Below are 12,185 nucleotides of genomic sequence, written 5' to 3'. Positions count from 1 at the left end.
TTCTTCCCTCATTCCGGTTTTGATGTCTCGGCCAACATACTCGTCAGTTCCCGTGCCATGGCAACAAAACCCGTAATCGGAATTGTTTCGGCGCGGCGTGTTGGGTCGATGCCGGCAGCAGCCGCCAGCGCCATTGGATCAACCCCAAGCGATTTCAGGCTTTGGCGCAGCATTTTTCGTCGCTGGCCAAATGCGGCCGCGGCGACCCGCTCAAGCATTCGGCGGTCGCAGGGGTCAGGGAGGGGGCGCGGGATGAGCCGCACAACAGAAGATGTGACCTTAGGTGGGGGCACGAAAGCGCTTGGCGAAATATCAAACAGGATCTTGGTTTCCGCGCGCCAGTTGGACAGGACCCCGAGCCGGCCATAGGCATCCTCATTCTCGCGTGCGACAATGCGTTCTGCGACTTCGCGCTGAAACATCAGGACCATCATGTCGTACCACGGCGGCCATGGCTCCGCGCATAGCCAGTCGATCAGCAGCACGGTCGCGATGTTATAGGGCAGGTTAGCGACGATTTTTGCGCGTTCACCGCCGAGGAGAGGACGCGGATCGAATGTCATCGCATCGGCTTCCACGATTTCAAGCCGCCCTGGATAGCGTTGCGCGATTTCCTGGAGAGCCGGGATGGCACGCTCGTCGCGTTCGACAGCAATGACGCGCTTGGCGCCAAGAGCGAGCAGGGCGCGCGTCAACCCGCCTGGGCCGGGTCCGATTTCAACGATAACGGAGTCGTCCAGAGGGGCGGCGGCTCGCGCTATTCGTGCTGTCAGATTGAGATCGAGAAGGAAGTTCTGGCCCAGCGATTTACGGGCGGAGAGCTCGTGCCGTCGAATGACGTCGCTGAGTGGCGGCAGATCGTCGATGGCGCTCATGCTTTGCCTGTCGGCTCTGCAGGCGTCATTCGTGCGGCGAGACGAAGGGCTGCGATCAAGCTCGACGGGTTGGCGCGGCCAGTGCCGGCTATGTCGAATGCCGTTCCGTGGTCCGGTGAGGTGCGTATAAAGGGCAGGCCAAGTGTGACGTTCACCCCTTCGTCAAACGCGATGGTCTTGATCGGGATCAGCGCCTGATCGTGATACATACAGATGGCGCAGTCGTAGGTCGTACGCGCCGCAGCGTGAAACATGGTGTCCGCAGGGAGTGGGCCCCGCACATCGATCCCCTCACGTTGAAGTGCCGTGACAGCCGGGGTGATGATGGATTGATCCTCAACACCAAGCGAGCCGTCTTCGCCCGCATGCGGGTTGAGGCCAGAGATCGCGAGGCGCGGGTTCGTCAATCCGAATTTTGCTTTCAGATCAGAGACGACAATCCGCGCCGTTTTCACGATGAGATCGGTGGTCAATTCTGCAATGGCGTCGCGCAGCGAGACGTGAATAGTGACCGGAACCACGGCGAGCATCGGCGACCACAGCATCATCACCGGCATTGGGGCCTTGCCGCCGACACTGGCCAGCTCCGCGAGAAATTCCGTGTGGCCCGGATGTGTAAATCCGGCTCGGTATAGCACGCTCTTAGCAATCGGGTTGGTGACGATCGCGCTTGCCCGTCCAGCAGTTACGTCGGCGACGGCGCGGCGAATGGAGGCGATAGCCGCGGGCGCGCTGCTATCATCGGGATGGCCGGGGCGGGCGGTGGCTGCGACACCGCTCGATACGACCGGGAATGCGTCAGGAAAGACTGCCGGGCTGTCCTCGGCGCTGGTGTCTGCGAATTCGACATTCGCTCCAAGCGCCCGCGCCCGAGAGGCCATGAAAGCGGCATCTCCAACCAGATAGAAAGCGGGAAGATTAAGCTCCCGTCGTTCAAGCCAGGCGGCGATGGCGATGTCGGGGCCGATGCCTGCAGGATCGCCGATCGTCAGCGCGAGAGGTTTTTTCATGCCGGGATATTGTTGGGTCCTAGCGCATTTCAATCATGGCGCCTTTGCGGGCTTCCTGCAGATATGACTTGGACTTGGCGTCATAACGCTGATTGTAGATTTTCTCACGTGCTTCGCGCTTGGCCGGCGTGTCTGCAGTTGTTGGCTTGCGACTGCACAACGCCACCATCTCGATCCCCTGTTTGGTAACCTCAGGAGGCGTCAATTTGCCGACAGGCGTCTTGTCGAGAAGTTCGCGCAGCGGCGGGGGTAGATCGGCAGACGTCTTGGTCATCTGGTCGCGTATCGCGGCATCACGCATCGAGCGGAAAAGTTCGTTGGCTTGATCGCAACTCTGGATCTTGTCGCGGAGTAATTCCGCTTCCTTGCGGCGCTGCTCGACAACGGCTTGGGTGGATCCGCGCGGCAGGATCAAGACGATCGGGCGAACGAGGTATTCGTAGCTTTCAGTCTGCGGATTGCTGTCGTCGACTTTGTCGCCAACAGCGGCACGAAGGTCCTTTTCAGCGACGATGAATGATGACTGGAATCGTCCGCGGACAAGGTTGCCCCACGTCATGTCGGCTTTGATGCGAGACTTGAGTGTCTCGGGGCGAATACCGTGACCTTCAAGGGTCTTGACCAACTGATCGCTGTTCATCCGCATTCGGGAAGCCATATTTCCGAATGCGGCATCAACGTCGGAAGATGACAAGTCGAGGCCGTACTTTTTTGCCTCCTTGATCTTGACCTTGTCGTTGATCAGCTCGTCCAAGGCTTCCTGGCGCGTAGGCGTCTTGCGGGTCGTGAGCGTCGTCAACTTGATCCGTTGTTCGATGTCGAGGTTGGTGATGGGCTCGCCATTCACAATCGCTGCGACACCCTGCGCCATAACGGCGGAACCTTGGCTCGACGCAATCATTATTGCCGCCACCAGAAGTCCCAGTCGTGTGAAACGAAGCGAAAAAATCGAAGTCATGGTCAGGCTCGTTATCGCTGTGTTGGCTTGAGCAAGTAGGCGCCGGGGCCTCCGGCGAGGTTGTGCTCATCCTAACAGTTCAAAGCACATTTTTGCGGCAGACAAGTTTTCGTCGGTTGAACACCCCGCGCGGTTCGAACTTCCGCAAGCATACCGTGTCAAAGGATCATTATGGTGTCGTTGTCGACCCGATCCCGGTATTCAACGTGCTGGTACCGATTGTCCGCAAACCGATCTGCAGCATCACGCGATGATCCGTGACGGGAGTCAGGTTGATCGTCGAAGTGTAGTTGTAGTCCGTCACGTAGTTGACTGCCATGATGAAGCAGTCATCCACGTAACCTGCACCCACGATGTATTGGTTAACCGACTGATTGGTAATGTCGTAGCGCAATCCACCGGACAGAACCCAGTTTTCTGCGACTTTGATTGAGCCCGTGCCCAGAATGCCTTCGCGGCGGGTCAAGAAGCCGAGTTCCGGCTGCTTGTCATAATTGCCGTAGAGCATGCTGATCGAGAAGCGGTCGAAATTGGCCCTGCCTTCGAGCTCAAAGCGGCTCAGGTCGCCCGTTGCTGAATCCACGCGGGTGCGAGCTGTGAGGCTGTAGATCTTGTTCGGCTGATAGGAGATGTTGCCGACGTAATCCGACGCAGCTTTGTCGAGGCCGCTATCGAGGCCGGTATTGGTCAGGCCCCCAACCGTATAAGAGTTCAGGCCGAACAACTGATAGGACTGTCCGAATAACACATTCACGAAGCCGCCGCGATCGAACTGCGTAGTTGCCTGCACGCCGACATTGGCCCGGCCGCCGCCTTCGACACGATCCCAGCCCGAGAACTTGTTCACACTAAAGAGATTGCTGGCGTCGAATGTCAGACTCTGAGCGTCTTCATTCGGAATGCGGTTGGCGTTGGTTTCGTTGGGGCGGATGATCAGCTGGGCGATCGGTTCGATTGTCGTTGTGCCCCATGGCTGCACATTGATGAACGGATAACGGTACTCAAGCCCAACGGTGGGCATAATCCGCGCCGTCTGGAACGTACCGGGCGGCAGGAAGTTCGCTACGCCGGGCTGATTCAGAACGTCAGCATCGATCAAATCGCCACGGAGCGACGCAAATGGCGTGAACACCTGTCCGATGGAATCGGTAAACGATCGCCGCCATTCAACCTCGGCTGACAGCCGAGTGTAATTGCCCGCGATACCGCGCAGCAGGCAGTTGTTGGGCGCCCTGGCATTTGGGTCGGCTGAGGTCAGTGAGCAGAAACCGGTGGCTGCCGCTGTGTTGGTGATCGGATCGAAGCTTACCGTCTCGCGCGTGAGGCTGGTGAAGTTCCCCTTGTAGCTCAATTCTCCGCCGAGCAAGTTGCGGTTGATGACATTCGAATAATCGATCACCGGGGCAACAACCGGGAGCTGACTTTGAACGTCGGCTGACGAGTAGCCCAGGAAGTACATCACGCGCGCGTCAAAGTAACTGCGGTTACCCACGCCCGTCAGGTAAATTTGCGAAAGGCCGGTGTCTGGAACCAGCAAGAACGAATTCAGAGCGTTCTTGTAAGGACCGAGATTGTAGTCGATGAAGAAGGCCTTGTCGGAGACGGCAACTGCGTCCCAACCCCAGACCCATTTGTCGTTCAGGGCGAACTGACCCTTGGTGTCGATGCCACCGCGGAACTCACGATTGCCGGGATTAGGACCGAAGGCCCCCGGGTCTTCCTGCCGGATGCCGTAAGCACGAATCTCGTACGCGCCGTCAATCAGACGCTGACGAAACTCGCCCTGCATCATCAGGCCTTGCTTGCTGGTGTAGCGTGGCGCGACCGTCAGATCGTAGTCCGGAGCAAGCGCGAAGTAGTAGGGGACTTCAGCGCTGAAACCGTACGCTGAGTTTGTCTGATAGTTCGGCATCAGGAAGCCGCTCTTACGCTTGACCGTCGGGTCTGGCGTCGAGAAGTACGGCATATAAGCGATCGGCATGCCGAAAAATTCGAGGCTGGCATCCTCGAAATAGAGCATCTTCTCGGTCTGATTGTGGATGATGCGCGCGCCTTTGACCTGCCAAAGCGGTGGCTTCTTTGGATTGTCCTTACAGGCCGCGCAGGCGGTGTAGGTGCCGCTTTGGAAAATCGTCACGTCGCCGTTAGTGCGATCCGCACGTGCTGCGGCCATGCGGGTTTGGTCAGGCGTATCCAGCCGCAACGAATCAACGAAGCCGTCGCGGTAATCATCACTGAGGTCGAGTAGATTGGCGTAGGTGACCTTGCCGTCCGCGTCGGTCAGCCGGACGTTGCCTTCGGCATGAAGGCGCTTGGTTTTCTGATCGTAGATGACCTTGTCCGCCTCGAGCGTCGACCCGTGATAGTAGATTTGCACGCTACCAACGGCAGAAACCCGCGAGTTGTTATAGTCGTAATTGACCTCGGTAGCCTGAACCAGCATCTGCCCGTCATTGGCGGGGTTGGGCTTGGCGCGAGGCGGGGCCGGTGGGCGAGGATTGAACTGATACTGCGCAGCTGCGGGCGTGAGTGTCAGCCCGATAAATCCGCTCGACAGAAATAACGCCAAAACGACAGGCGCGACAAACCGTTGACGGCGCAAACGCATGCGCCGCCTGAACATAGGCGTCAGTCGTTGGAGGGCGGCGATAACAGCCACTACCCGTCCTCCTGGTGTAGCAAGGCCAAAAAGCCAGCAAGACCGCCCACACAGACGGGCAGCCACGCAGCAGCGAGCGGATGCATCAACTCAGCCTTGCTTAAATCCTCAGTTACTTTCGATAGGACATAGAGCAGAAACCCTGCTGCAACGCCACTTAAAACCATCTTTTGCACGCCGCCGAAGCGGAAGAACCGGAGGCTTACTGCGGCAGCTAACAACACCATGGAGGCCAGCAAAAATGGCCGTGCGAGCAGCTTCTGGTACTGCAATCGATAACCAGCGGTGGTCTGTCCTGAATTTTCAGATGATTTGATATAGTCAGGTAGTTGCCAAAAAGACACAGTCTCAGGTGTGGAAAAAGTGTTCCGAACCTGAGCAGGGGTCAGAGTCGTAGACAGCACGTACGTGGCTTGTTCTTCGACCGGGCTGTCGAGCGTGTAGCGGCGGACTTGCTTAAATATCCAGCGGCCGGATTCGAGGGTTGCCTCGCGGGCTTCGATTCGCTCCTTGAAAGCGCCAGCCGGATCGTACCTAAATACCGTGAGACCGGTCAGCAGCACGCCTTGTCCCTGATTGCGGGCGGCGTTGATGATGCTCTGGCCTTCACTCGTCGATTGATTGATCCAGAAGCTTGCGCCCTCGGAGGACGCCCGGTCAGTAAAGATCCGGTTTTCCATTCCTTTCGCACGCTCGAGCAATTCCGCTGAGATAGGGTTGTAAACCACCGTGGCAAACACGCCGAGCGCGAGTGCGCTGAGAACGGCCGGTGTAATGAATTGCCAGGCAGAGATCCCTGCAGCGCGCGCAATGACGAGTTCCAGGCGCCGTGACAAAGCCAGGAAGGATGCCATCGCCCCGATCTGGATGCAGAAAGGCATCAGCTTCTCAAGGGAGATTGGGACGCGGTAAAGGGAAGTTTGCGCCACGAACAGGCCTGAAACGTCGGCAAGGCCGGCGGCGCGACGCATCAATTCAATGTAATCGACGGTGATAACCAGAACGAAAATGCTGGCAAACACGGCAAGCGTCGCGACAAGGAAACGCGCGGCAAAATAGCGGGCTAGGATCGTTGTTATCATGGGCGGTATCGCTTCATGCCAACGACCGCCAGCGGCAAAGCCGGGCGGGTCGTTGTATCAACGAAGACAGTGCGAACGTATTCCGCAAAATTATGGTGTCGACCGACCCCATCAGGCAGCGATATCCCCAAATCCAAACCAGAATTGGTGATCGCGCCCTGATTTCCGAAGAAATCCCCCACGGACACGAACAACATTTCCAAGCACATTCCTAGTTCATAGCATCCCTTTGATTGGTCAACAAAATGGCTGTGCTGCGGCCGGCTGTTGAGCATGGTTAATAAAACATTTGACGTGGCTTTCCAGCCACGCAGGTAAAGGCCCGAATCCACCTGCAAGACCGGCATGCACACCCCGCTGGCGGCGTGCTTTGCAGCGGGAGGGGGAAGGCGTCATAGTATGAGTATCTGTACCCGGATTCTGGGTGTTTTGCTGCGAAAGCCGCGATGATTTGGAGGACTGCTTATGACCGACGCCGTGAAGATCGGCTTCGTTCCGTATTCTGCTGCCGCACGCGGCGTTTTGGTGGTCTTTTGTGACGAGACGCTGAAGTTCGGGGCTACATCGGCCAAGGTTCTTGGAACGACTGCCAGCGCGGCGGTTAAGCGTGCGGCCACAGCCAATCAATTCAAGGGCAAAAGTGGTGGTGTGCTGGATATCCTGGCACCGGAAGGCCTCAAAGTTGGCCGTCTGATTGTCATTGGCGTGGGAAAACTGGCCTCCCTAAAGGACAGTGATTTCATCAAATTTGGCGGCAAGATCGCGGCCAAAATTCAAGCAGGCACCGAGGCCGTCACTGTTGTGGCGGAAACGCCGTCTGGTGCGTTGAAGCCAGCACAGGCTGCGGGAGTGGCCGCCGGTATTCGTCTGCGCGCCTATCGATTCGATCGCTACAAGACGAAGAAGAAGGACGGCGACGCGGCCCCGTTGCGGGTGCAGTTCTCGATCGCAGTCGCCGACGTCGCCGCTGCTCGTAAGGCATTCGCACCGGATAATGCTGTCGTTGATGGCGTGCTGATCGCCCGTGACCTGGTGAACGAGCCGCCAAACGTCCTGTTTCCTGCCGAATTCGCACGACGTGCGAGCCAATTGCGCAAGGTGGGAGTTGGTGTCCAGGTTCTCGATGTTAAGGCGATGACCCAACTCAAAATGGGGGCGCTGCTTGGGGTGTCCCAAGGTTCTGCACATGATGGACGCACCGTCATCATGCGCTGGAACGGCGGCAAGCCGGGTGAGCAGCCAATCGCCTTTATTGGCAAAGGTGTCTGTTTCGATACCGGCGGCATCTCCATCAAGCCTTCCGCCAGCATGGAAGACATGAAGGGCGACATGGGGGGCGCGGCGTGTGTCGTTGGCCTCATGCACGCGCTTGCGGCCCGCAAAGCGAAAGTCAACGTGATCGGTGCGATCGGGCTCGTCGAGAATATGCCGGACGGCAACGCGCAACGGCCCGGCGATATCGTGACGTCGATGTCTGGGCAGACCATCGAGATCATCAATACCGACGCTGAAGGGCGTCTCGTCCTGGCTGATGTGCTTTGGTACGTCGCCAAGAAGTTCAAGCCGAAATTCATGGTCGACCTGGCGACCTTGACCGGGGCAATCATGGTTGCTCTCGGAATAGACCACGCTGGCATGTTCTCGAACGACGACAAGCTTGCCGAACGTTTGTATGCGGCAGGGCAGGACACGGGTGAACGCGTATGGCGCATGCCTCTCGGTCCTGAATACGACAAGCAGATCGATTCTCAGTTCGCCGACATGAAGAACACCGGGAGCCGCAACGGCGGTTCGATTACGGCGGCGCAATTCCTGCAACGCTTTGTCGACGATACGCCATGGGCTCACCTTGATATCGCCGGGACAGCGATGGGTGTGCCGGCATCCGACCTGAACCGCAGCTGGGGATCGGGCTTCGGCGTACGCCTGCTGGATCGGCTGGTTGCCGATAATTACGAAACGAAGCGCTAGGATCAGCGTCAACGCCTGAGTGGCGATGCCTGGGAGGAGTTTCGGCTCCACCCGGGTGCGTCCGGGATACGGATGAAGCCGATGACGGAAGTTTTATTCTATCATCTCCAGGATACGACGCTTGAGAAGGTGCTTCCGCCGCTGCTTGAGAAATCCCTCGAGCGTGGCTGGCGAGTTATCGTCCAAGCCGGTTCAGAGGAGCGTGCAGAGGCGCTTGATGCGCACCTGTGGACTTACCGCGATGACTCTTTCCTGCCGCACGGCACATGGAGAGATGGTGATGCGGCCGATCAGCCCGTGGTGCTGGTGATGGATAACGCAAATCCAAACAAAGCCAATGTCCGGTTTGTCGTCGATACCGCGGGCTTGCCCGAGGATTGTGCAACATATGAGCGGGTGGTCCTGGTCTTTAACGGCGAGGACGATGAGGCCTTGACCGCTGCGCGTACGGCCTGGACCGAAAGCAAATCCAAGGGGTTCGAACGCACCTATTGGCAAACCGATGAGCGCGGCAGGTGGCAACGACGCGATTGATCCAGTCCACGTCCACCCGGAACGACATGTCCCACCGTTAATGATGTCGCGCTTTTCATAGACCAATCCTAGAGTTAGCCACCTTGGTGCCGCAAAAGGATGATGCTAAGGCCTTGCAGAAGGTTTTTTAGGGCGGTGTCCGTGTCAAATCGCGGAACGCGCGGAAATGATTGTTGAGGACATTTTCCTTAGGGGTGTTTCTCTACATTGAAATGCTAAAAGCGCACTTGGGCGCTGGAGTTGATGTGAGAACGAACTTGAACGCTTGGCGTAAAAGCATTCATACAAAGCAATTCCTGATTTTGCTTGCGGTGGCCCCGATGGTTGCTGGTTGCGGAAGCATATCCGACTTCTCGTTGAAGGATCAGGAATGGTTCGCGCGTCCTGGCCGCATGTTTAAGAACAGCTCGACGATCGAAACGCCGCCGCTGAGTGTCACCAAGGAAGTGACGCCGAACGATCTGATTAGTTCGGACGGGGCATGTCCCGGTATGGCCGCGCCGAGCGCCCCTGCAGACGCAAATGCGTCGACGGAAGCGCAGGTTCCCGCTGCGGCCCCCGTTGCGCTTGGACACACTGAATGTGATGTCGCTCGTGCCGTTGGCGTTGCGCCAGACAACGTCAACGTGTCGGCCAATGAACGTGGCGAGCGTCTCACGAAAATCACTTGGCTGCACGGCCCACGACCCGGAGCCTACACCTTTACGTCGGGGCGCTTGTCGAGCATCGAGCGGGTTGACGTGCCGGCACCTGAAAAGCCCGCGCGCCCTGCGAAGAAGAAACGTTCCTGAGCAGTGTGATACGCCGTCAGCTCTCAGCTTGAGGCTTCATTCGACCCTGAACTCGCTTCCAACCAATCATCTTCGGCACGTTGGAGTGCCGCGGCGGCGCTGGCGCGAGCTTTGGTCAATTGGGCAGCCTGCTTTGGATCGCGCTTGAACAATTCGGGCATTGCGAGAGCCACATCGATTTTGCCAATGATCTCGCTGATCCGCGCCATTTCGGCTTCCGCGCTTGCGATCTTTTGCTTCAGCGGAACGCGCTTTTCCTTCGTGCGTTGCGGCTTCTCACGGTCGTTACCGTTGCGATCTCGCGCCGGCGTCCTCATCCCGCGCGCGGTCAGAACTGAGCGACGATAGTCGTCGAGGTCGCCATCGTAGGGCGTAACTGCGCGGTCGGCGACCACCCACAATTGATCAGCACAAGCCTCGATCAGGTAGCGATCGTGCGAGACCATAATGATAGCGCCGGGATATTCGTTAATCGCTTCCGCCAGCGCTGCACGGCTGTCGATATCAAGATGGTTGGTCGGCTCGTCGAGAATGATCATGTTGGGCGCATAGAACGTGGCGAGCCCAAGCAAAAGCCGCGCCTTTTCGCCTCCAGACAACGATTTGACCGTCGTATCGCCCGCTTTTCCGGAGAAGCCTATGGCGCCGACGCGGGCGCGGACCTTGGTTTCCGGTGCATCGGGCATCAGTCTGCGAAGGTGGGTGTAGGGCGAGCCTTCCAGATCCAATTCATCAGTTTGGTGCTGCGCGAAGTATCCGATCGACAGCTTGTCAGCCCGCACGATCTTGCCGGAGAAGGGTTGCAGTTTTCCGGCAAGCAGCTTGACCAGCGTCGATTTGCCGTTGCCGTTGGAGCCAAGCAAAGCGATGCGGTCGTCGTTATCAATTCGCAACGTGACGCGATTGAGGACGGCTTTGTCAGGATCATATCCCACCGACACGTCATCGACTGCGATGATCGGCGGGGACAAGGTCTTTTCTGGTACCGGAAAGGTGATCTCGCGCACGTCTTGCGTTACGAGGGCCGTCACCGGTTTCATCTTCTCAAGCATCTTGACGCGCGACTGTGCCTGACGGGCTTTCGATGCCTTGGCCTTGAAACGATCAACGAAATCTTGAAGCCGCTTGCGCTCTTCCTGCTGCCGCTTCGCGTGCTTCGCATCGAGCATTTCGCGCGTCGCGCGTTGCTCCTCGAACGATGAATATGTTCCTTTGTAGAGCGTCAGCTTACCGCGATCGAGATGTAGGATCTGATCGACTGAGGTGTCGAGCAGGTCACGGTCATGGCTGATGACGATGACCGTCCGGGGATAGTTCGCGAGATGGTCCTCGAGCCAAAGCGTCCCTTCGAGATCGAGATAGTTGGTTGGCTCGTCGAGCAGTAGCAGATCCGGAGCGGCGAACAGGGTCGCTGCCAGTGCCACGCGCATGCGCCAGCCACCGGAGAATTCCTGGCAGGATCGGGCCTGATCGGCTGTGGAAAAGCCGAGGCCGCTGAGGATCGCGGCGGCACGTGCAGGTGCTGAGTGTGCGTCGATATCGACGAGACGCGTCTGGATTTCGGCGATGCGTTCGGGATCGGTCGCGCTATCCGCCTCCCGCAGAAGGGCGTCTCGCTCCAGATCCGCCTTGAGTACGACCGTGATCAGACTTTCCGGTCCGTCAGGGGCTTCCTGCGCCAGGCTGCCCACCCGCCAGCGCGGCGGAAGTGAAATCGAACCTGTTTCGGTCGGTAATTCGCCTCGGATCGCATGAAACAGGGTTGATTTGCCGACGCCATTGCGTCCGACGAACCCGACCCGGGCCCCCGGCGTGATTTGCACAGTGCTGTCTTCGATCAGCAGGCGTCCGGCGATCCGGATAGAAATGTCATTGATGGAGAGCATGAGCGGGCTTTTACGAAACAGTCCGCCGAACGCAACAGCTTTATGGCGATGGCTGCACGCCCTTCAGCGCGTGAACTTGTCTATTGTTGGAACGATCGAGGGCACCTGTTCGCGGTCCAGCTCGGGGAGGCGCTCGATCAACGTTCGCAAGCGTTGCGGCATCTCGTGCATTTCCGTGCTCAACGTTTCGCGAAGGCGCTCACCGATTCCCTGGCAAACCGCATCGGCGTGGATATGGTCGATCTGGACATCAGGAACGTTGCGATGTGGCATGATCCATTCCCATTCGTTTCAACGTTGAGTCAAACTACACCTGACAAAGCGTTGGTCAGCCCGTTAGTTCGGCGGTTTTCTCAGGGATGGTGAGCAATCGGTAAAAATTTAAATTTTGGGGAACCGGGAACCGGTCTGGCGTCAAA

At 58.0% G+C, this 12,185-nt stretch carries 11 protein-coding genes; 3 read left to right on the top strand and 8 right to left on the bottom strand.

The window, feature by feature from the left end; genetic code table 11:
• Positions 1 to 8: 8 nt before the first annotated feature.
• The 6 genes from rsmA to ACZ5C3_RS17490 form a co-directional block, all read right to left on the bottom strand.
• On the bottom strand, positions 9 to 875 hold the full coding sequence (gene rsmA / locus ACZ5C3_RS17515; protein WP_464031645.1) for a 16S rRNA (adenine(1518)-N(6)/adenine(1519)-N(6))-dimethyltransferase RsmA: 867 nt from the start codon (positions 873 to 875) through the stop codon (positions 9 to 11).
• Complete coding sequence (gene pdxA / locus ACZ5C3_RS17510; RefSeq protein ID WP_464031644.1) at positions 872 to 1,885, bottom strand: 4-hydroxythreonine-4-phosphate dehydrogenase PdxA; 1,014 nt, start codon at positions 1,883 to 1,885, stop codon at positions 872 to 874. Before pdxA ends, rsmA begins: the two co-directional genes overlap by 4 nt.
• Positions 1,886 to 1,904: 19 nt before the next feature.
• Positions 1,905 to 2,843 carry a SurA N-terminal domain-containing protein gene (locus ACZ5C3_RS17505; protein ID WP_464031642.1) on the bottom strand — a complete coding sequence of 313 codons (939 nt, stop codon included), beginning with the start codon at positions 2,841 to 2,843 and terminating at the stop codon, positions 1,905 to 1,907.
• 169 nt (positions 2,844 to 3,012) lie between these two features.
• A complete protein-coding gene (locus ACZ5C3_RS17500; RefSeq protein WP_464044185.1) occupies positions 3,013 to 5,502 on the bottom strand; it encodes an LPS-assembly protein LptD in 2,490 nt (829 codons plus the stop codon).
• Positions 5,502 to 6,584: an LPS export ABC transporter permease LptG gene (gene lptG / locus ACZ5C3_RS17495; RefSeq protein ID WP_464031640.1), complete on the bottom strand. Its 1,083-nt coding sequence runs from the start codon at positions 6,582 to 6,584 to the stop codon at positions 5,502 to 5,504. The genes ACZ5C3_RS17500 and lptG overlap by 1 nt, the downstream gene beginning before the upstream one ends.
• Complete coding sequence (locus ACZ5C3_RS17490) at positions 6,581 to 6,931, bottom strand: hypothetical protein (RefSeq protein ID WP_464031639.1); 351 nt, start codon at positions 6,929 to 6,931, stop codon at positions 6,581 to 6,583. The genes lptG and ACZ5C3_RS17490 overlap by 4 nt, the downstream gene beginning before the upstream one ends.
• A gap of 118 nt (positions 6,932 to 7,049) precedes the next feature.
• Here ACZ5C3_RS17490 and ACZ5C3_RS17485 point away from each other — a divergent pair, with 118 nt between their 5' ends.
• From ACZ5C3_RS17485 to ACZ5C3_RS17475, 3 genes are all read left to right on the top strand, one after another.
• The gene (locus ACZ5C3_RS17485; protein ID WP_464031637.1) at positions 7,050 to 8,555 is read left to right on the top strand and encodes a leucyl aminopeptidase; all 1,506 of its coding nucleotides are present in this window, start codon (positions 7,050 to 7,052) and stop codon (positions 8,553 to 8,555) included.
• A gap of 81 nt (positions 8,556 to 8,636) precedes the next feature.
• Positions 8,637 to 9,089 (top strand): DNA polymerase III subunit chi, encoded by a 453-nt coding sequence (locus ACZ5C3_RS17480; RefSeq protein WP_464031635.1) that lies wholly within the window; start codon positions 8,637 to 8,639, stop codon positions 9,087 to 9,089.
• 320 nt (positions 9,090 to 9,409) lie between these two features.
• Positions 9,410 to 9,880 carry a hypothetical protein gene (locus tag ACZ5C3_RS17475; protein WP_464038370.1) on the top strand — a complete coding sequence of 157 codons (471 nt, stop codon included), beginning with the start codon at positions 9,410 to 9,412 and terminating at the stop codon, positions 9,878 to 9,880.
• Positions 9,881 to 9,903: 23 nt separating this feature from the next.
• Here ACZ5C3_RS17475 and abc-f read toward each other — a convergent pair whose 3' ends face one another.
• Positions 9,904 to 11,766: a ribosomal protection-like ABC-F family protein gene (abc-f, locus tag ACZ5C3_RS17470; RefSeq protein WP_464031633.1), complete on the bottom strand. Its 1,863-nt coding sequence runs from the start codon at positions 11,764 to 11,766 to the stop codon at positions 9,904 to 9,906.
• A 63-nt stretch (positions 11,767 to 11,829) separates the two neighbouring features.
• Positions 11,830 to 12,039: a hypothetical protein gene (locus ACZ5C3_RS17465; RefSeq protein WP_464031632.1), complete on the bottom strand. Its 210-nt coding sequence runs from the start codon at positions 12,037 to 12,039 to the stop codon at positions 11,830 to 11,832.
• Between the last annotated feature and the right edge of the window lie 146 nt (positions 12,040 to 12,185).

This window comes from Afipia dichlorophenoxyacetatis, from assembly GCF_055386385.1.
The sequence above is the reverse complement of the archived record's forward strand: the minus strand, read 5'-3'. Positions and strand labels throughout refer to the sequence as shown.

Excerpts from the sequence above, each read along its gene's own strand:
- rsmA (WP_464031645.1), bottom strand. The coding sequence starts at position 875 with ATGAGCGCCATCGACGATCTGCCGCCACTCAGCGACGTCATTCGACGG.
- pdxA (WP_464031644.1), bottom strand. The coding sequence starts at position 1,885 with ATGAAAAAACCTCTCGCGCTGACGATCGGCGATCCTGCAGGCATCGGC.
- ACZ5C3_RS17505 (WP_464031642.1), bottom strand. The coding sequence starts at position 2,843 with ATGACTTCGATTTTTTCGCTTCGTTTCACACGACTGGGACTTCTGGTG.
- lptG (WP_464031640.1), bottom strand. The coding sequence starts at position 6,584 with ATGATAACAACGATCCTAGCCCGCTATTTTGCCGCGCGTTTCCTTGTC.
- ACZ5C3_RS17490 (WP_464031639.1), bottom strand. The coding sequence starts at position 6,931 with ATGCCGGTCTTGCAGGTGGATTCGGGCCTTTACCTGCGTGGCTGGAAA.
- ACZ5C3_RS17485 (WP_464031637.1), top strand. The coding sequence starts at position 7,050 with ATGACCGACGCCGTGAAGATCGGCTTCGTTCCGTATTCTGCTGCCGCA.
- ACZ5C3_RS17480 (WP_464031635.1), top strand. The coding sequence starts at position 8,637 with ATGACGGAAGTTTTATTCTATCATCTCCAGGATACGACGCTTGAGAAG.
- ACZ5C3_RS17475 (WP_464038370.1), top strand. The coding sequence starts at position 9,410 with ATGGTTGCTGGTTGCGGAAGCATATCCGACTTCTCGTTGAAGGATCAG.
- abc-f (WP_464031633.1), bottom strand. The coding sequence starts at position 11,766 with ATGCTCTCCATCAATGACATTTCTATCCGGATCGCCGGACGCCTGCTG.
- ACZ5C3_RS17465 (WP_464031632.1), bottom strand. The coding sequence starts at position 12,039 with ATGCCACATCGCAACGTTCCTGATGTCCAGATCGACCATATCCACGCC.